A 21,366-nucleotide genomic window follows, 5' to 3' on the forward strand; every position below is an offset into this window, starting at 1 on the left:
AATTCTAAATTGTCAATAATTTGTTTATAGTTTAATATTACATTATTTATAAATATTTGTAAATTTATTTTGATTTATTTATGTTATTTTTAATATAAGTCCATATTAATACAACATTTGACAATATAGAAATAATTGCGACATTTTTTTGCATTATTGTAACTCTATAGAATCTATAATTTAATTAGAATTAAATTTGTACTGACAACATCTAGTCTTCAATACCCTCATGTGCGATACATTCTTTTCCTTTAACCGTTATATAATACATATTCTTATTTTTTATTGATTTATATTTTATTAATCCTTTATTTATAAGTTTTTCAATGTTTGATTTTATTCTCTCATTGTTTTCTTGTAACTCTTTTACAATTCCATTTATAGTTCTATATACATATTTACTGTTTTCAAGACTCTTTAATATACTTATTTCAAGATTATCTAATGAATCATATGTGCCTTTCATATTTTTTCTAGTATCATTATCAGGCTCTAGCGAACTTTGAATTATCGGTTTTACATCTTCCTCAATTTTATTTACTTTATCTCCCAGTTCTTTCAATATTTTTTCAGATATTGAGTTTATGAATGATTTTGATGATATAGATGCTATTAAACAGAAACCAATAAATACTAATAGCATATAATCATTAGTTTCAGCTTGTTTGATAATATCACTTGATATCATATTCAAAAATAATGGAACTAATAGTGATGCCCCCATACCAACAAATATACACTTAAGCAATTCTACATCAAATATTGATACATACTTTTTTTCTGTTTTCATACCATTCAATAAATAATTGATGATACCTCCAAATATTCCTACTAGTAGTATTATGATAATAATTTTAAAGAAATAACTCATTATACTCCTCCTTATAAGATCAAATTTATATATTGTCTATAATTTTATCATACTTCCCGACACTATCCAAAATAATGAAATAAATTAATTTATATTATTAATTAAAAGACACTCTCCTTAGTTAGAAGATACTAATCCTAAATCTATATCAGTTACACCTTTTTGGTCGATTACCATTTTTTTATACCTTTTGAATCCCCTATAAGTTTCAATTGTTTTATCGTTAAGTGATATCTTCCATATTTTATTAAAATCTCTTCTGACACATAGAAATATGTCCATTGAATCTTGTTTAATTACTATTGAACATTGTGTTGTGATTTCACCTTCTGATAGTTGAGTTTTTTCTAGGACTTCAAATGCTAGGTCATAATCGAATTTGTCTTGTATGTTATTAAGCATTTTTGTAGCAGTAATATATCTATCAATTCCAAATCCATTAATACTATTAATATCCTTATTAATCAATTCGCTATTAGAAAAATTAGTCATAACAGTATTTTTTTTATCTGAAATCAAGTACGTATTTCCACTTTTACTTGGTTCAATAATAACTGTTTGACCAAATTCATCTGCATATAACTGATGTCCTTTTAACTGTCTTGAATAGTTCAATCGCTTTTGTCCAATTACATTATCCATAATATATTCAATATCACTTGCATTTTCCATAGCTTTTTTATATACAAGATATGGTTCTATCAAATCATCATTACCTTCTACAAATGTTTCAATATCAGAAATCATTACTTGAGCAGCTCCAAAAATACCATTACTGTTAAATCCTGCTGTAGGCACATATTCACCCTCTATTTGGAACATTATTTGAAATATATTGATATTATTCTGGTTAACAATATTGAATTTCAGTTTTACATCATTATAATCAAAATTCATTCCGTATATTGGAGCATTATTGTAACAAGCAAAACTTGTACACATACTTAATCACCCTTCTAATTTTTTTAACTCTTCTATTATTTTATTTGATAATTCATCAATTGTTTTAGTTCCATCAAGTATTATGTCACTATCATTTTTGACTTTTTCATATATCTTAATATTAGCTGATCTAAAACCCTTTAAGTACATAGTAAGATTACTTTTTATGATATCTATTTTATCGTCAGGTTTTTTATTTTTTAAGTCTACATCTATATTCCTTAAGATTTTCCTTGATAATGCAATATCCAACGGAACATCAACAAAAAATACTTTATCAATAGATTTGCTTACTCTGTAGTGGGATCTTCCGAAATTCCAATCTATAATAATGAATTTTGCAGTATTAATCTTTCTATGTTTTGAATAAATAATATCTTTATCATCTATCAATTCATCTAAATCATTGAAAAAGCAATTACTCTCAAGCTTATCCATGCTTATTTCTTTACTATTTCCCGTAAACATTTCTTTTGGATAAGATGTTTGTTCCTGATAATCATCAAACATTATGAATGTAGAATCATTAAAAGATTTTGCAATCTTCTTTGTTATTGTACTTTTCCCAGAACCAGAAAAACCACTTATTGCAATTACATATTTTTTTCTATCCATTTTCATATGCCCCCTATTATATTAACTTCTACAGAATAATTAAATATTCAAATAAGCATAAATCCACTTTATATTATAACATAATTCCCGATGTTAGCTACAAAACAAATTTTCTCCTCCTCATTATAGCAAATACCTAAAATTGTTATATAATTTTCAATCATTGCTATGCTATATATAAAATTCCATATATTAACAACTCATTATTAGCAAAGCTTGATGTAGCATTAATTCTTATAGAAGTAAACCTTTCCTACTTAATTAAAAAGAAATAGACATTAAGCCTATTTCCTTTTTGAAAGCACTTTATATTAGCATAATTAATTACCCTTTATAACTCTTAATTTCCCTTAGCTTAAAAATCACCCTTTATGTCAATCATATTCATGATTTAACTATGTCTACTTATATTATTTATTATATCACTACATATTCTATATTAAGCATACAAGCAACTTTCTTAAACAACTCTGCATTATGTCCTACTGACATGGCAAGATGATGTGTAGGTGCCTCATTGAACCATTTGTCCATGTAACTGTCAGGATCGACACTGAATTTTATATGTGTTTGTGTATTCCCTATAGTCAATATAGGCTTTTTGATAGCTTCTCCCTCACTAATAATGAATTTTAGTGAACCTTCCTTTGTTTGAGTAGTACCAAGCATTGTAACAGGTCCCCTAATCACATTAGCTTCTACTGAAACTCCTTGTCCTCTTTTACCATGATATACCCCCATACCCCTTAGGACAGGTTTACCATCAGAAATATTAATATGGAATGGTCCATCATGCCCTAATATGATAGTTTGATATATATAATCTGTCGCAACGATTTCACAGAAACTACCACCGACACCAAGAACATCACATATTTTCATGGAAAGTGCTGTTTTCAGGTCTCCTTCCCCAGAGCATGGTACCCCTTTAGATGTAAGGAGTGAATGACCGACAATGAAACCACTTTGTACTTGTTCATAATGGTTGTCATTCTTACCATGATAGTAATATGCTATAGCATCCAAATCATATTGGTCCACCATTTTTTGTTGTGCTACAGCAACCCTTGCTGACCAATTCAACTGTTCATCTGTTGGTTTCTTAGCAAGTGGTTCTGATGGTGAATCCCCACTTATTGTGAAGAACTCATGGATTTCCTTAAGTTTAGCATCTATGTCTTCATCTGTTACTTTCACAAATGATTCATCTAGATCACACATCTCAAGAATCTCTACATGACATCCTGTCTGAGCTTGAATCATAGCAAAATCCGAATACATATCAAGCATACCACTGTAATTGTTTCCAAGGAATCCAAAACGGCTATGTTGCAATGTTCTTTTAACACTTGCAGCTTTTACCCACTCCACAATCTTATGTTTGGCAAGTTTGGCTTCATCTCTCATGTAAGTCACTTCATCTGTCATAGATATTTCAGGTGTTTCGTTCAGTCCAAGAAGACCATTGACAGTCCTATATGGAATACCTGCTCTATGTAAAGCATTCGTTAGTTCCGGTACTGGACAAGCACCACAATGGGCCAACCATTCACCAGTTGTCGTTACACCATAATTCATCTGTGGTGTTGGCTGCAAATTAAGAATAATCACTGGAGCACTGTTTATTTGATGAATAGGTAGAACAGATGATGAAGTGAAGTATGTACCGCTGTGACAGAAAATCAGATCTACATTCTTTTCATTAAACCATTCACCTGCTGCTCTGCCTGAATACTCATCATCTACCATACCATAATTGTAAACTTCAGCATAGTCTTCAATCATTAATCCAATATGTTTTCCATACTCTATCAATCTCTCTCTCAATCCTTCAAACTGATCCCAATACACTTTTAAACCTGCAGTATAGATTCCAACTCTTGCTTTCAGTTTTTTACTTTTCATTTAAATTACCTCCATTATCCTTGTTTGTTATTGTCTTATATTTATAGTATAATCATTATAAGCAAAAGAAACCATCATGTATCTTGCTTATAAATAACAGTATCTTGCGGAGGTATTATGGAATTTAAAGAACGATTCAAAGAAGCATGGACCAGTAGCTCTATCAGATATATCGCAACCCCAAGCCAACGAGCCAAAAATATCTATTATTACATTCAAGAGATCGGATATTTCCAAACATTAAATAATTATTATACCGAACGAGCTGGCCTTAATTCATATCTTCTAATCTATTCTAAATCTGGTAAAGGTCACCTGAAATACCAAGGTAAAACTTATACTATTATACCTGGCGATTTAATATGGATAGATTGTATGGAGCAACATTATTATAGAACTGATGAAAAAGAATTATGGGAAATATCATGGGTACATTTTAATGGTAGTGCTACTAAAGGTTATTACAATCAATTTCGTGAACAACATGGTCCAGTTATACATTTAGATGATAGCACACAAATACCTTTATGGATAAATACCATGTTTCAACTTCATAAAGAGAAAAACCTTCAAAGAGAAGTACTCTGCTCCAATCTATTGACCAACTGCTTAACTGAAATCATGATAAAAGCTTGTACTTATGGAGAATATGTAGATACACCAAAAATTATTTTATCCATTCAAAATTATATTGATCATCATTATACAGAAAAATTATCCCTTGATACTCTTGGTAAAAAATTCGCCCTAAGTAAATATCATTTAGCCAGACTTTATAAAAAATATACTGGTTTTTCACCCATTGATTATCAGATTAGTTTAAGAATAACCACTGCTAAGAAAATGCTTCAATTCACTGATCTAAGTGTTCAATCTATATCTTACGAAGTAGGAATAAAGAATATCAGTCATTTTATTACACTATTTAAAGAAAGAGAAGAAATGACGCCACTACAATTTAGGAAAAAATGGAAATAAATAATGTTTTATCCGAATAATATTAATATTATGAATTAATATCATCTTAAAACTAAATTTTTCTATTATTTGCACATTAGATATTGTTCTATATTTATCTTAGTGTTATTATAAGTAAGGTATTTCGAAATACAACATTTATTATGAGGAGGAATTTAAATTATGAGTAAGATTAATGTACCAAAATTCTTTGTACTAACAGCTGTTTTTCTACTGTTAGGGGCATCATCTGTATATGCTGCATCAGACTATTATTTTGACACTCCAATAGAAATCAATTTCAATTATATTGAAGAATCAGTAAAAGATACTAATAAGATAATGGATATGGAATTTACTGTAGTAGATGATGATAATGTACAAGATGTAATAAAACAAAATATTGACATTCTTAAATTCAACCCATTTAGACTTAGCTTCAGAGATGGGCAATATCTATATATAGTTATAGGATATGGTGAACAAAGAACAGGAGGATATGGTATACAAGTAAATGAATTATACGAATCCCAAGATTGCATTGTAATCTCAACTGAATTATTAAGTCCTGGTGAAGATGATTCTGTTACTATGAATATTACCTATCCATATTTGGTCATAAGGACAAGTGATTTATTCTTGCCAGTTTACTATAAATAAAAACACTTATTTAAGGTAACAGTTTGAATCTCAATATATTACTGGTTTTCAAACTGTTATCCTTTCTTATGTCAATAAATATCCCTAAATATGGCATACCCCTTTATTAAGTTTATGACTTATTATTTTTATTAACTACTTTTATATTGTGTCTCAACCATAGAAGCAAATATTCCTTGTTGTTCTTTCAACTGTGAAGGTGTTCCTGTTTCTTCTATAGAACCGTCTTTGATAACAACGATTTTATCAGCTCCCGAAACCGTTCTCATACGGTGAGCGATAATAAGCACTGTTTTATTTTTTATAAGCTCACTTAGAGCATTCTGGATTTTACTTTCGTTCTCAGTATCAAGAGATGCTGTAGCTTCGTCAAGCAATATGATAGGCGCATCTTTCAACATTGCTCTAGCTATGGATATACGCTGTCTTTCTCCTCCTGATAATTTCTCACCGTTTTCACCTATCAAGGTATCATAACCTTCTGGAAGGGTATTGATGAACTCATGGCACCTTGCAAGTTTGGCAGCCTTGATGACTTCTTCATCTGTAGCATCTTTCTTACCTATACGGATATTATCTATTACACTCGAATTAAATAGTGTAACATCTTGAAATACTATGGAATAATTATTCAAGAGGGTTTCTGGATCTACTTTGGATATGTCTTCTCCTCCTAGGGTGATTACACCCTTATCTATATCCCAGAATCTTGCAGACAACTTCGCTAGTGTACTCTTACCTCCACCTGAAGGTCCAACAAGCGCTGTCACCTCTCCTTGCTTTGCCTTAAAGCTGACATTCTTCAATGTTTGCACACCATCTTGATAAGAGAAATCCACATTATTGAATTCTATATCGTAATTCTTAGGATAAAATTGAGTCTTTCCATCTTGTCTAGGCATTCCATTCATCTCTTTCATACGCTTAATACGAACGTTAAGATAGATGAGTAGTGCAAAATTATTCATCACGTCCATTATAGGGTTATAAATACGTGCTGACACTACAAGAAAAACAAGGTAAGTAAAAATATTTATAGACCCTGTAGATAGAAGATACGCACCATAAAATATAACACTTGGAAGTCCAAGCTTCAACAATACATAAGATAAGTTGATGAATGCACCTATGAGAAGTTCACCTTTTATCATATGTTTTTCATAATTATCCAATTTGGAATTCAAATTATCTACATATGCTTCTTCTCTATTATAGGATTTAATCTCATGAGCTGAATCAAGTCCTTCTTGAATTTTATCTGATATATCCCTTTTTACATCATAGAGTTTGGATTGTACTCTATCCTGAAATTTCCTGGACAAGTAAAAAACCAATGCTGCAACTGGAACTACCCAAAATACTGCTATAAACAATTTCCAGTTATAGAAGAACAATAGAACTCCCATAACCAGGACGGTCAATATTGAAGCATAGATCTGAGGAACTGAATGGGAAAATAATAGTTCTATCTGCGTAGCATCTTCCATGATTGTCGAACTTAGATCAGCAATATCCTTTTTTCCGAAGAATGCTAAGGGTAATTTCCTAAGTGTTTCAGCTAAGCTTATCCTTGTTCTAGCACTTTCTTCATAGATTTTGGTATAGGCAGAATTATATTGGAAATAAGCGATAACAAACATTACTATAAAAAATGCTATAGACATAATGACATAGTAGAGAATGCTATCTTTGCTATTTGAATTATTCAAAAGCACGCTCATGTATTCGTCCAAGAATTTAAAACTCAGAACTACAGGAACCATAAAACTGATTTCTAGTATTACAGTCCAGATAATTGATTTTATAAGGTCTTTAGCTCCTTTTTCAGACATGGCATATCTGTTTTGAAAATATCTAATCATTTTTGTCCTCCTTTTTCTACATGTTTGTCAGCCTTAATTTTCCATGCAACGGATGTCTGGTATTCGTCCCACATCTTCTTGTATATACCATTTTTAATAATGAGTTCCTTATGGGTTCCTGTTTCTGCGATTCTACCATCCTGAATCACCAATATCCTATCTACATTCTGTACACTTGTAAGACGATGAGCAATCATCAACGTGGTCTTATTGCGGCTAACCTCTTTCAGTGCTTTTTGAATCAGATGTTCATTTTCAGGATCTGCAAAAGCAGTAGCTTCATCCAATAACACTATAGGAGCATTCTTGACAATCGCCCTAGCAAGTGCAATCCTCTGCTGTTCTCCTCCAGAAAGGTAGGTTCCTTTTGAACCTATTACAGTATCAAGTCCATTATCTAAATTGTCTATGATATCTCTTGATTGTGAGAAATCAATAGCTCTATTCATCTCTTTTTCCCTTACATTTTTTTTACCAAAAATTATATTATCTCTTAATGATCCTTTGAATAACTTGGTACTCTGAAAAACGAAAGATATATTGTCCATAAGTTCTTTCTTTGAAATATCTTTTACGTTAGTTCCTCCTACTAACACTTTACCTTCATCTACATCCCAAAAACGTGCTGCAAGCCTTGCTATTGTGGTTTTTCCGCCTCCAGAGGCTCCAACAAGTGCAATAGTTTCACCTTGATTCAATTTGAAACTGATCTTATCTATAGCATGTTTATCACTTCCTTCATATGAGAATACTACATCCTTAAACTCTAGACTGTGGTCTTTTATTTTTTTCACATTACCTGAATAGCTCATATTAGGGTAATCCAAAAGGTTATCCAGTCTATCAATGGCTTGTTGAGCGATTAAGGTATTCTGTTGGAAGTGCATGGATTTCATCAAAAGCATAGTGAATATGGGTGATATGAGCATGTAAAAAATAAAGTCAGCAAGTACAATTGGTAGATTCTCTCCTCTTCCTATCAATAAGATAGCCATAGGAATCAAAAAGAATGCGGCTGATTGCATGATTACTGTATAGAAGGACATTGGTCTTCTCCAAAGAAGAGTATATGCATGAACCATCTCTTTATATTTGACTATGCTATCATAGAATCGCTTGAAAGAATATATACTCTGACCAAACGTTTTTACAACTGGAATCCCTCTAATATATTCAACAGATTCAGAACTCATTTCTTCCAATGAATCATAATATTTCCTTTGAAATTCCCTACCTATAGTTGTGGACATGAATTTCATTGTTATGAATCCTAGAATTATAGGAATAAGAGAAGCAATACCCATTCTCCAGTCTACAATAAAAATCAAAGATATAAGGATGACAGGAGAAACGATACTACCTGCCATATCAGGAAGCTGATGTGCTAAGAAAGTATGTGTGGTTCCTGCTCCATCATTTACAATCTTTCTTATTTTACCACTTGAATAATTATCAAAAAACCCTAGCGGCTTGGATATTACTGTTTCCATACCCACTTTCTGCATTCCTACTTCTACTCTAAATGCTGCAAGATGGGAACTTAAAAGTGCACAAAAATATACTACTATACCTCCTGCTGCACTTGCAAAGGCTATCCAAGCATAAAAACTTACATTTGATATATCAATTGCTTGAGGAGACGATAATATATCACGTACTATATACCATACAAGAACAAAAGGTAAGATGTTAAGTGCTGCTGATATTCCCGATAATACTAGTGCCAAAGGCAAAAGTATTTTTTTCTTACCCATATAAGGTGTGAACCTTTTCAAGATAAACTTCTTTTTATCTTTTTGCATACTGTTGACCCTCCTGTTTCAAATATTTTTTAGAAGTTATGTCTAATACTTAGATTGCAACCAAATGCCATTACATTGATAAAAATAGAACTAATTACTTTAGTATGATTACCTCCCTATCTTCATATATTTATTTTTAATAATTATTGAAAAATCAATAGATGTTACATATATTATTGTTATATTGATACTGGTACAACATAATTAGTATAATCTAATTGATAATGATAGTCAATATTATTTATTAAATTATATGTTTATATTACAAATTAGTTCCATTTACTTCTAAAGATTAAATACCCTCAAAAATATAGTAGTATACTAACTTGGATGATATAATAATAGTAAATCATGATTTTGCTAACAAAACCTAAAGCAGCTTTAGGTAGAAAGGAACGATTATGAAGTATAGTATTACAGATTTGGCAGAAATTCTTGGATGCACTACCAGTGCCATTCACTATTTTGAAAAAGAACATTTGATTAAAGTGAATAAAGAAAAAAATGGTCATCGTTATTACAATGTCGTTGATGTATTCCGATTGCTTTCTTATGCAAAGTATCGTTCTATGGAAATACCCATGAAAAGCATCATTACTCAATTTGGAGGAAAAGAAAATAATTATAGATTAATACAAGAAAGAGAAACAAAATATAGAAATGAAGCCTTAAAAAAGGCAACTTATTATAAAAATCTAGCAGATGCCATTGAAGATCATCTTGTCAGTATACGAAGAATTGAACAACTATTGAACAAATATGAATTAGCACAATCCCCTGCAGTAACTGTTATGTGTGATGAGGAGTGTGGATGGCTTTCAAAAAACCGCAGTTCCCAAAAGATAATACATGAATGGGTAAAACTAATGCCAGTAGTTCAGCTGGGAGTAATTGATGAAAGAATGGGAATGAGTAATTTTGGGTACTTCGTAAGCAGCAAAAAAATGGAAGAATTAGATTTACCACTAGAACTGAATACTAAACAATTGAGAAGTACATCTTGTTTACATACAATTGTAGTGGCAGATGAGGATTTTTCACAGCAACCTCAGAAGGTCTTTAAAAAGGCTTATGAATATATAATGAGCAAAGGACTTGAGATTGATGATATTTCATGGGGAAAGATATTATTGGTTGAGGTTGAAAAAGGTGCTAAGTTACATCCATATATAGAATTATGGATTTCGATAAAAATTTAACAAATTCCTCTTGCAAGTAAAGCTGCTTTATGTTCTATACTGGATTTAACATCAAAAATCAGATGTGGATATTTGATTCCAGAAAGGAGAACAAAATGGAAAAGAATTATAAAGTACTTTACGAACCAATTAAAATTGGAAAATTGGAGATTAAAAACAGATATGTTCTTGGACCAATGGGACCAGGCGGAATGTGCAACGAAGACGGTAGTTTTAATGAGAGAGGAATTGAGTTCTATGTAGAACGTGCAAAAGGTGGAACCGGTTTAATCATGACAGGTGTAACAATGGTAGAAAATAATATTGAAAAATGTGCTCTACCCTCCATGCCATGTCCAACAATCAATCCTCTTAATTTCATTACAACAGGTAATGAAATGACTGAAAGAATACATGCATATGGAGCAAAAATATTTTTACAATTATCAGCTGGTTTCGGAAGAGTAAGTATACCATCTATTGTAGGAAAAGTAGCAGTAGCACCCTCCCCTATTCCACATAGATTCTTGCCAGGTGTGACATGCCGTGAATTGACAAATCAAGAAGTAAAGGAATATGTAAAAGCATTTGGTGAGTCAGCAGCAATTGCAAAAAAAGCAGGATTCGACGGTGTTGAAATTCATGCTGTCCATGAAGGATATCTACTGGACCAATTTGCTATTTCTTTCTTTAACCATCGTACTGATGAATATGGTGGATCATTAGAAAACCGTTTAAGATTCGCTTGTGAGGTTGTACAAGAAATCAAGCGACGTTGTGGAGAAGATTTCCCTGTATCACTTAGGTACAGTATAAAGAGCTTTATTAAGGACTGGTGCAAAGGTGGTTTACCAGATGAAGAGTTTGAGGAAAAAGGAAGAGATATTCCTGAAGGAATCGAAGCAGCTAAAATACTTGTTGAAGCTGGTTATGATGCATTAAATGGAGATGTTGGTTCTTATGATTCATGGTATTGGAGTCATCCACCAATGTATCAAAAGAAAGGACTATACCTTCCATATAACGAAATTCTGAAAAACACAGTAGATGTACCTATCATTACAGCAGGTAGAATGGATGATCCTGAGTTAGCAAGCGAGGCAATTCTATCAGGAAAAACAGATATGATCGCTCTAGCCAGACCACTACTTGCAGATGCAGAAATACCAAATAAAATTTTACAAGGTAAGTGTGAAACAATTAGACCATGTTTATCTTGTCAAGAAGGATGTATGGGAAGGCTACAGAATTTTGCAACAGTATCGTGTGCCGTAAATCCTGCATGCGGACGAGAAAAAGATTATGCAATAGAAAAAGCTGAAAATATTAAAAAAGTTCTCATTATCGGTGGCGGTGTCGCAGGAATGGAAGCTGCAAGAGTAGCAGCTATTCGTGGTCATGAAGTGATACTCCTTGAAAAAAATAGTTATCTTGGTGGTAATATCGTTCCAGGAGGAGTTCCAGATTTTAAAGATGACGATCGTGCACTTGCTAAATGGTATGAAGTAACATTAAAAGATCTAGGTGTTGAAATAAGATTGAATGTGACTGCATCCAAAGAAAGTATTAAAGAATTTCAAGCTGATGAAGTACTTATTGCAACAGGCTCCAATCCAAAAGCATTGACTGTTGAAGGTGCTGACAATGTATATTCAGCAGAAGATGTACTAATGGGCAGAAAAGCTGTTGGTGATAAAGTTGTAATAATCGGCGGAGGGCTTGTTGGATGTGAAACAGCTCTTTGGCTAAGAAAACAAAACAAAGAAGTAACTATCATAGAAATGCAGGATGATATCCTTCAAATAGGAGGACCTTTATGTCATGCTAACCATGATATGCTTCATGAATTGATTAGATACAATAATATTGATGTTATAACAGGTTCTTATATCAACAAGAAAACAGATAAAGGTTTTGTTGTCAATTCAAATGGACAGGAATCAGTTATTGACGCTGATAGTGCTATTGTAGCTATTGGATATCTATCTCAAAAAGATCTATATGATAATATCAGATTTGATATTCCAAAGGCAAAACTCATAGGAGATGCTAATAAAGTTCAAAATATCATGTATGCTATCTGGAATGCATATGAAGTTGCTAAGAATATCTAATACTTGAACACAAGGGCTGTCTCACCAAATAGATGAACATCTAAGGTGAGATGCCCTTAATTTTTTATTATTTCCATAGCTGTACTCTTTTTCTTACCAATTCCATATCCCCATTCACGTCTTCATATGGGGTTGTATTCAAATCATAATTAGAAGCCGCCCATACACCATTTATCGGATTATATGAAGTCATAATACTGGATGTTCTAATCTCCACCTTTATTTAGTATGTATAATAGATATCATTATCTCTTTACTTCAATCTGAGCCCATTTGTCACTAACAGGTATAATTTCATCATTATATTTTAATTGTACAGGCTTATGGAATATAGGACCATCATACACCACTGTATGATATTCTCCATTCTCACCGCAAGCATCCGCACCATATGCTTCAATCTCATCCAATAACGAGTAGCTCAAGTCTTGTCCCAAAAATCTGGCATTAAGCATTGTTGTATTAACTACTATGATTTTTGCCTTGAAACCCAGGTTCAAAAACTCTTGTACTATTTCTCTTCTATCCATTTGCCATAGTGGTAAAAACGATTCCATGGAAGCTTTTTTGCAAACTTCATCTTCCCATTTCTTGTGATCATCTATATCAATATCACCGAATATTCCATAATCAATGCCTTGTTGCCTGAACATCTTAAGATTATCTACAAATATTTCTTCATAATCATCAAACTTTGCTTTTCCTACGGTATGCTCAATTCCCATTGCAGAAGCTTGAGCCTTAATTATTTGTTCTTTCAATCTATGGGCAGAACTGATATTGTTCTCCATACTGAACATAGTGAATAATCTCTTAGGATTATATCCCATTTCTTTGGCTTTATATAAAGCAAGACATGAATCTTTTCCTCCACTCCATGACACAAAACAATTCTTATCCATTTGTACACTCTCCTTTAATTATCTTTTCTTGATTATAGTACTGATAGCTGTTTACTTTATAACTTCATAATTATCATTAACTAATGTTTCTATAGCATTATTAATGTCTTTATCTTTAATTAGAATATAATCAGTATCATAAGTTGATATAGCAAATATACTTATTTTTTTTCTTGCCAATATTGTACTAATCGAAGCAAGAATTCCAATTAAAGAAAAATCCAAAGGTCCTTCTATCTTCAATATTCTCCAATCTTTTTCACATATTATGTCATCAGGTATATTCTCTTGATTACACACGATAGATAATTCATCTAGTGTTCTTGTTATTGAAAAAAAGTCACTTTTCATTATCCAATTAGGAATTTTATCGTTTTCATTCAATCGACAGACTACATATTTTTCTTTCAACAATTTTAAAGATAATTTTTTTTCAACCATTTTTTCTTTCCTTTCTAGATAGTTATATAGAAATTAAAATATATTAAATTATACCATTCCTTCTTAATTATTGAAATTAATTTTAGGAAATACTAACAATTGATTTATCAGTAACTAAAAAAATAACCATTAATGTACCGACATAATTATATCTACATTAACGGTTAATCCTTTATATCTATGTTTTATATGAATTTAATGAAACGCCTTATAATATGAATATCTTAATTATATCTCAACTTTTAATGTATGAATCTCAAAAGGTTTAAATATAAGGTTTACAGTTCCTCCATCAATTGATAGATCATTTGGATTTTCTTCCATTATATCAACTAATTGAACTGACTTGACATTGAAGCCAAAATGTATCTTCGCATTAGATGTAGAATTACTGTTTTCGTATAATCTGACGATCAGACTATTATCATCTTCTGCTTTTTTGATTGCTTCTATTATTACATTTTCATTATCTATCTGAATAAATGCTTTCTCTTGTGGTAGTTCAACATCATTTTTAGTGCCTTTCATGCTATTTAATGGAATATTCAATTCATAAGCTTCCTTAGCTACTTCTCCTGTAACATGATCTCCCTTATGAGGATAAATTGAATATGTGAAATTATGAGTTCCATAATCAGCATTAACACCTGGAAACTCGGAGCTTCTTAGTAAATTCAGGTCAATGGTGTTATCCATTACTTTATACCCGTATTTACAATCATTCATCAATGCAACTCCATAGTCTCTCTGTGACAGGTCTACCCATTTGTGAGCACATATTTCGTGTTTTGCAGCGTCCCAGCTAGTATTTCTATGGCAAGGACGATTAATTGTACCAAACTGAATGTCACAAACAGCTTCACTTGTGTGTACATCAACTGGTATGGATGTTCTCAACATTTTATTGCGTTCTTTCCATTCAACCTTAGTATTAAAATCTATTCTACGACTGTCTTTTGTCAATACAATATCTTGTACTAATTCTGATTCACCGTATTTATAGGTTTGCTTGATAATAGCTCTAGGTCCGTCTACATATGATTTGCTTGATTGTAATACAAATTCAACTGGTGATTTTTGATCATAAGTGATATTGAAATCCCAGGCATCTCCATCATCGTCATAAACAGAAAGCTTATTGCCTTTCATACCTTCTGGTATCACTTCTCTATTATTTTCTTTATCGAATATAGAACTTACTGTTCCATCTGCTGCAAATTCTACTTTTATTAATTCATTTTCAAGAGTATTGTCTGTAGCCACTAAACCATTTTGGTCTACATTGCTTTGACCTTTATCTACTACAACATATCCCATAGCAGGAACAGATATATGTTTCCATTCACCGTCAAGATTGATCCATTCATTACGTTTCCATGAAAGGGAATTGAAAATGATATAAGGATTCTTAATATCGTCTGAACCAATCTTCTCTGCAAGTGCTGAATAAGCCTTTTCAGTCATTTTTCTTGTTTCTTCAGATAGAATCTTATATCTTGCCACACTTTCATCATATACACGCTTGATTGATGAACCTGGCAGAATATCATGGAATTGATATAGAAGCACTTCTTTCCATATCTTTTCAATCTCTTCTTGTGGATAAACATAATCATTATTGATGCTTGCTAACATTGATGCGAATTCTAATTCTCTTAGCATTATTTCCATTTTTCTATTACATTTCTTGTTAGCTGCTTGTGATGTCAATGTACCTTGATGTTTTTCTAGATACAACTCACCATCCCAAGTGTTGTACTTGGAACAATCTTTATCTATTCTATGGAAGAAATCCAGAGCGAATTCTTGTTCTACGGGAACAAGTCCATTTAGGTTTTTCATTCTATCAAGTCTCTCTAAATGTTCTGCTCCTGGACCTCCTCCTCCATCTCCAATTCCATATAATAATAAACAACGATCACTAATTCCTTTTTCCATAAAATCTTTTTCAGAATTCTTGATTGCTTTTGGCGTTGCTGAACTATTATATGTACCTTGTGGAGGCATATGAGTCAATATCTTCGTTCCATCAATACCTTTCCAATTAAATGTATGATAAGGGAATTTATTATGCTCACTCCAAGATAATTTAATAGTCATAAAATAATCAACACCAGATTTTTTAAGTATCTGAGGTAATGCTCCCGTATATCCAAATACATCAGGAAGCCATAATATCTTCATATCTTTATCGAATTCATCTCTAAAAAATCTTTTTCCATATACTACTTGTCTGACAAGAGCTTCTCCGCCAGAGATATTAGTATCTGGTTCTACCCACATAGCGCCTTGAACTTCCCAACGATCTTTCTTAACGCTTTCTTTTATTTTTTCATATAATGCTGGATAATGTTCTTTCATCCAAAAATATAATTGAGGTTGACTAGCTCCAAACTTATAGTCTGGATATCTTTCCATCATTTCCAGTACTGTGGAAAAAGTTCTTGAACCTTTACGGATTGTTTCTCTTATAGGCCAGAGCCATGCAAGATCTATGTGTGCATGACCGATAGCACTGATAGACAGTGATGGGTCTCCACCTTTTTTATCAAGTTCTACTTTCAGTATCTTTCTAGCTTTTATAGCTTCTTCTTCGTTATAGTCTCTAAGTACTTTTGTAGCTTCATGTAAACTATATAATATACTCATGTGCCTTGCATCATCTTCAGGTAATTGATTCATCAAATTGTATAATACTTCAAAATCATAATACAGACTACGAATTTCTTCATTACAGATAGCGACAGAAGCTTCTTCTAAAGTTCCTTCTTTACTGTAATTACCGAATAGATCATTACACCCTGTTTCTATCCATATATCAACTTTTTCATTTCCTTCAGCTTCGTGTAAAAACTGCACAACTCTTTTTCCTGGCTTTCCTCTCTCAAAATTGAACCAGGAACTGACATTGGTTATACCTCTCATGGGACAACCATTATCATCGTAGACGCAACCCTCACCATTGACATCAATCAATAAGACAGTCTTTTTACCTTTGCATATTGCAGGTACTTTTCCTGTGAAATGGAACCAACCACAATCCCATAGTTGTCCCCATGTTTGACCAAGGGATAGTTCTTTCTTTTCACCTTCATACCTATCCTCAAACTTAACTGGTTCCGGTGTTGTCCAACCAACGACATTTAAGTCAGCTACTTTTGTATACATTGCTTTATAAGTTTTCTCTATAACACTACTTATGTGAGCGTCTTTCTGTTTACTGTAGAACGCCATTGCACTAATACAACTCCTATCTTTTTATATATTCCCTATCTAATAATCAAATTGCTTTTATTTTTTATCCTTTAACAGAACCTGATGTCAAGCCTTGTATATAGAACTTCTGTAAGAATATGAAGATTATGATTACAGGTATAACAGAGAACATTGAACCTGCCATAAGTACATTCCATTGCTTAAATGCAGATTGATCCAGATACATGATAGCCATTGGTAATGTAAACATATTCTTATTGTTTATAATGATCATTGGCCAAAGTATTCCATTCCAAGATGCTATAAAGTTCATAACAGCAATAGTTCCAATCGCTGGCATTGACAAAGGAAAATATATTTTTCTATATATCTGGAAAGGATTACAACCATCTATAATAGCTGCTTCGTAAAGCGATTTTGGTACGGACTTGAAATAATTAGTAAATAAGAATACTGCAAAAGGAGCGCCACCATTAATCAACGGTAAAATTACTCCTAAGTAACTATTGTCCAATCCTAAATTAGTCATATTGATATAAAGTGGAATCAATACAGTTATACCAGGAACTAGAATCAAAGATATATACATAAAGAATATAACTTTTTTACCAACAAAGTTCAATCTGGCTAACGCAAATCCTACCATACTATATATGATAACAACACCAATAACTACTCCTAAACTTATAATGACACTATTCATAAAGTACTTGAAGAAATCCATCTTTCCCCATACATCTATATAATTATGCCATTGGAATCCACCTTTAGGAAATAGGCTTATAGGATCAAGTAATGACTCCTGTTGAGTTTTTAAGGAAGTACCTAGCATCCACATAAAAGGATATAAACATGTCAATGCGTAAAGTAACAAAAATAAATATTTAATACCTGTCAAAAGTTTTCTTTTCATTATTTCACCTCACTAATAATCAGTTTTCATGCGTTTTAGGCTTATGAGTGATAATATAAGAGTCAATATGAATACCGTCCAACCCATAGCACTGGCATTACCATACTGTGAATCCCTAAAAGCTGTAGTATAGAGCAAGGTACCACTTACATCTGTACTTTTAGCAGGTCCACCACCTGTAAGAATAAATATATTATCGAACATCTGGAATGACGCGTTAAGTGCATTTATTAACGCAACTACTGTCATAGGTTTCAATAATGGCCATGTTATCTTCCACATAACAGTGAATTTTGATGCTCCGTCAATATTGGCTGCTTCATAAATACTTTCACTAATATTGGAAAGACCAGCATAATACAGTATCATGGTACTTGGTAATGAGGTCCAGATAACTACTATTATTACACCTATCAATGCTGTTTTGGGATTACCTAAAATACCATCTCTAACCACAAAAAAATCCAATCCAATCTTAGAAAGGAAACTATTAAGTACTCCATCAGAAGCGTATAGCCCTTGCCACGCATAATAGATCGCAGCTCCTGATGCAACCATAGGAATGAAATATATAGTTCTTAGAACTCCTCCTCCTTTTTTAGTTCTTTGTATCATAACTGCAATAATTAGAGCTAAAGGTAATATTACGATTATACTAAAAAAGGCTATTTTAAAATTATTAAATATAGCATTCCTAAAATCTATTGTCTGTTGAGGATTCCTTCCAAATAATATATTCTTGAAATTGTTTAATCCTTCAAATCTCGCTGTACTGAAATCCACTCCTGACCAATTATAGAAACTCATTCTGATTGAAAAAATTACACTGTACAGCCCTACTGTAAGAAACAATAATAAACCAGGTAATAGAAAAGTATATGCAACAATATTTTCTCTGACCATTTTCTTTGTAAACTTTTTCTTAAACACTTAAGCACCTCTTTTCTTATTAATAGAGGACATCTAAATGTCCTCTATTCAAATATTACTCTATTTATTTCCTGCTGCTTCCTCAGCTGCTGCTGCATCATCAATAGCTTTTGCCGCTTCTTCAGCAGTAGCTTCACCTGCAACAATCTTCTGAATCATAGTATCATGTACTCTCCATTCAGCATGATTCCAGAAATTATCAGGATATGCAGGAACTCTTGAAAGTGGTGCAGGTTCATCTGTAAATGATTCAGCTATATTTCTTAGAGCTGGGTCAAGTTTCTCAATATCACTACCAAGATCTGTAGCAGGTATTGAGAATCCGTTATTAGCAAATAGAATAGCGCCTTCTTTAGATGACATGAATTTAATGAAATCTAATGCTTCTTCTTGTTTGTCTGATTGATTACTAACAGATAACATTGTTAAAGTAAATGGGTTCATAGTCCACTCTGGATATTTAGAACCTTCAATTGCAGGTACAGTGAATGTAAATATATCTTCTTCATTCATTCCCATTGCAAGTAATGTTGACATTGTGAATGATCCACCTAAATCGAATGCTGCTTTTCCAGCTGCAAATTGTTGATCTGCTGTATCAATATCCATAGTTAATACACCAGGAAGTAATAAATCTTTTTCAACTAATTGTTCAAATGCTTGAAGTACTTTTAAGTGTTGAGGATCACTGAATTTCTCTGTTCTTGTAAGTAAACCTTGATAACCTTCTTCACCATTTAACATTACTTCAAGAGCACAACCAGCAAATGAATACCAGATATCAGGTATTTTACCTGAATATGCTAATGGTGCAACACCAGTTTTTTCTTTGATTGTTTCCATTATAGATATAAATTCTTCCCAAGTTTCAGGAGCTTTCACTTCTAAACCAGCTTTTTCCATAATCTCTTTATTACCGTAGAAAGTGAAGAATCCACCCATGTCAAGAGGTATTCCGTAAGTTTCTCCAGCTTTTAAGCTTTTAAGAACTTCACTTGCGTTTTTATCATTTTGCCATCCATTAACCTGTTCTTCTTTAACAGTTATAATATCAAAAGCGTTGCTCTTGAATTCATTTTCGAATGAATCAACTTTTGGTGCAAGGTCTACTAGAGCGTTCTCTACTCCTTGTCCTGCTGATGCCCATATGTGTACAACATCTGGTAAAGTACCACCATTAGCTGCAGCTAATAATTTTTGTCTATAAGTATCGTCTGGTGTAAAGCTTTCAATATTAACTTTGATACCAGTTTTTTCTTCATATTCTTTTGCAACATTTTCAAATCCAGGAATGTATGCAACTTTCCATGTCCACATTGTTAATTCTTTTGTTTCTTTGTTCGCTGTATCATCGTTTCCTTTATTATCGTTTGAACCACATCCTGTAAGGAAAACCATTCCCATGAGAATTCCTACTAATACGAATGATATAAATCTTTTTCTAAACATATAATCGCTCCTCTTTTACATTCTAGTAATATTTTAGTAAGACCCTAGTAATATAAAAATATATTACCAGTAGCTTTTATTATGAAATGTTATACAAAACACATTACATACAATAAATAACACACATACAATAAATCTTCTATCATATCAACATTTTTGTTTATGTCACTAATAATATTAATGATTTATTTTTTCAATAATCTTTACATTTTCTAAAATACAGCTCATGGTTTTTGACATCAATTTAATTTTTTTCACTTTTTAAGATACTTTTGATTTCATTCATAAAGCTATTCATTCGTTTTCCGCATTACTGTATTTAGAAGTATAAAAATGCTTCTAAAATAGAATACCTAAAACATTATTATGAAATTCTAAAACTTGGACCAATAAATAATTTTATAATAATAAATCAAATTTTCTCTGGTCTCATTATTTTAGCACTAATACACTCTTAAGAAAACTTAAAATCGTACAAATAAAGTGGACAAAAATGAACTATTGTATAAGATTTTATCCAATTTATATTATTTTTATAAGAACAGCTATGTACATATTGTACATATTCATAGAAATATTGAAGTTTTAATTATAATGTGATTACCTATA

At 32.0% G+C, this 21,366-nt stretch carries 17 protein-coding genes; 4 read left to right on the top strand and 13 right to left on the bottom strand.

Features of this window, described 5'->3' with window-relative positions; all coding sequences use genetic code 11:
• Nucleotides 1–211 precede the first annotated feature (211 nt).
• The 4 genes from QMG30_RS00790 to QMG30_RS00805 all read right to left on the bottom strand — a co-directional run bounded on the left by QMG30_RS00790 (nucleotide 212) and on the right by QMG30_RS00805 (nucleotide 4,333).
• On the bottom strand, nucleotides 212–871 hold the full coding sequence (locus QMG30_RS00790; protein ID WP_281811207.1) for a YEATS-associated helix-containing protein: 660 nt from the start codon (nucleotides 869–871) through the stop codon (nucleotides 212–214).
• Nucleotides 872–988: 117 nt separating this feature from the next.
• Nucleotides 989–1,813: a hypothetical protein gene (locus tag QMG30_RS00795; RefSeq protein ID WP_281811209.1), complete on the bottom strand. Its 825-nt coding sequence runs from the start codon at nucleotides 1,811–1,813 to the stop codon at nucleotides 989–991.
• 6 nt (nucleotides 1,814–1,819) lie between these two features.
• Nucleotides 1,820–2,428, bottom strand: a complete 609-nt coding sequence (locus QMG30_RS00800; RefSeq protein ID WP_281811211.1) for a nucleoside/nucleotide kinase family protein — start codon at nucleotides 2,426–2,428, stop codon at nucleotides 1,820–1,822.
• A 417-nt stretch (nucleotides 2,429–2,845) separates the two neighbouring features.
• Entirely contained in the window at nucleotides 2,846–4,333 is a 1,488-nt protein-coding gene (locus QMG30_RS00805) for an L-fucose/L-arabinose isomerase family protein (protein WP_281811213.1), read from the bottom strand.
• Nucleotides 4,334–4,450: 117 nt separating this feature from the next.
• Between QMG30_RS00805 and QMG30_RS00810 the strand changes: the two genes are divergently transcribed.
• Both QMG30_RS00810 and QMG30_RS00815 read left to right on the top strand, forming a co-directional pair.
• On the top strand, nucleotides 4,451–5,311 hold the full coding sequence (locus QMG30_RS00810; protein WP_281811215.1) for an AraC family transcriptional regulator: 861 nt from the start codon (nucleotides 4,451–4,453) through the stop codon (nucleotides 5,309–5,311).
• Between the two features lie 162 nt (nucleotides 5,312–5,473).
• Nucleotides 5,474–5,950 carry a protease complex subunit PrcB family protein gene (locus QMG30_RS00815; RefSeq protein WP_281811218.1) on the top strand — a complete coding sequence of 159 codons (477 nt, stop codon included), beginning with the start codon at nucleotides 5,474–5,476 and terminating at the stop codon, nucleotides 5,948–5,950.
• 131 nt (nucleotides 5,951–6,081) lie between these two features.
• On the opposite strand, the gene QMG30_RS00820 is transcribed toward QMG30_RS00815, so the two are convergent.
• Both QMG30_RS00820 and QMG30_RS00825 read right to left on the bottom strand, forming a co-directional pair.
• On the bottom strand, nucleotides 6,082–7,812 hold the full coding sequence (locus QMG30_RS00820) for an ABC transporter ATP-binding protein (RefSeq protein ID WP_281811220.1): 1,731 nt from the start codon (nucleotides 7,810–7,812) through the stop codon (nucleotides 6,082–6,084).
• A complete protein-coding gene (locus tag QMG30_RS00825) occupies nucleotides 7,809–9,614 on the bottom strand; it encodes an ABC transporter ATP-binding protein (RefSeq protein ID WP_281811222.1) in 1,806 nt (601 codons plus the stop codon). Before QMG30_RS00825 ends, QMG30_RS00820 begins: the two co-directional genes overlap by 4 nt.
• Before the next feature lie 401 nt (nucleotides 9,615–10,015).
• Between QMG30_RS00825 and QMG30_RS00830 the strand changes: the two genes are divergently transcribed.
• Nucleotides 10,016–10,813 (top strand): MerR family transcriptional regulator, encoded by a 798-nt coding sequence (locus QMG30_RS00830; protein WP_281811224.1) that lies wholly within the window; start codon nucleotides 10,016–10,018, stop codon nucleotides 10,811–10,813.
• Between the two features lie 95 nt (nucleotides 10,814–10,908).
• Nucleotides 10,909–12,906, top strand: coding sequence for an oxidoreductase (locus QMG30_RS00835; protein WP_281811226.1), 1,998 nt, complete (start codon nucleotides 10,909–10,911; stop codon nucleotides 12,904–12,906).
• A 67-nt stretch (nucleotides 12,907–12,973) separates the two neighbouring features.
• Here QMG30_RS00835 and QMG30_RS00840 read toward each other — a convergent pair whose 3' ends face one another.
• The 7 genes from QMG30_RS00840 to QMG30_RS00870 form a co-directional block, all read right to left on the bottom strand.
• Nucleotides 12,974–13,099, bottom strand: coding sequence for a hypothetical protein (locus tag QMG30_RS00840; protein WP_281811228.1), 126 nt, complete (start codon nucleotides 13,097–13,099; stop codon nucleotides 12,974–12,976).
• A gap of 52 nt (nucleotides 13,100–13,151) precedes the next feature.
• Entirely contained in the window at nucleotides 13,152–13,808 is a 657-nt protein-coding gene (locus tag QMG30_RS00845) for a Dph6-related ATP pyrophosphatase (RefSeq protein ID WP_281811230.1), read from the bottom strand.
• A 51-nt stretch (nucleotides 13,809–13,859) separates the two neighbouring features.
• Nucleotides 13,860–14,249 carry an ACT domain-containing protein gene (locus QMG30_RS00850; protein WP_281811233.1) on the bottom strand — a complete coding sequence of 130 codons (390 nt, stop codon included), beginning with the start codon at nucleotides 14,247–14,249 and terminating at the stop codon, nucleotides 13,860–13,862.
• 228 nt (nucleotides 14,250–14,477) lie between these two features.
• The gene (locus tag QMG30_RS00855) at nucleotides 14,478–17,483 is read right to left on the bottom strand and encodes an alpha-mannosidase (RefSeq protein WP_281811235.1); all 3,006 of its coding nucleotides are present in this window, start codon (nucleotides 17,481–17,483) and stop codon (nucleotides 14,478–14,480) included.
• Between the two features lie 64 nt (nucleotides 17,484–17,547).
• Nucleotides 17,548–18,378 carry a carbohydrate ABC transporter permease gene (locus QMG30_RS00860; protein WP_281811237.1) on the bottom strand — a complete coding sequence of 277 codons (831 nt, stop codon included), beginning with the start codon at nucleotides 18,376–18,378 and terminating at the stop codon, nucleotides 17,548–17,550.
• A gap of 12 nt (nucleotides 18,379–18,390) precedes the next feature.
• Nucleotides 18,391–19,308: a carbohydrate ABC transporter permease gene (locus QMG30_RS00865; RefSeq protein WP_281811240.1), complete on the bottom strand. Its 918-nt coding sequence runs from the start codon at nucleotides 19,306–19,308 to the stop codon at nucleotides 18,391–18,393.
• 60 nt (nucleotides 19,309–19,368) lie between these two features.
• Nucleotides 19,369–20,757: an ABC transporter substrate-binding protein gene (locus QMG30_RS00870; RefSeq protein WP_281811242.1), complete on the bottom strand. Its 1,389-nt coding sequence runs from the start codon at nucleotides 20,755–20,757 to the stop codon at nucleotides 19,369–19,371.
• Nucleotides 20,758–21,366: the final 609 nt, after the last annotated feature.

It is taken from the genome of Vallitalea longa, from assembly GCF_027923465.1.
Lineage (GTDB): Bacteria > Bacillota > Clostridia > Lachnospirales > Vallitaleaceae > Vallitalea > Vallitalea longa.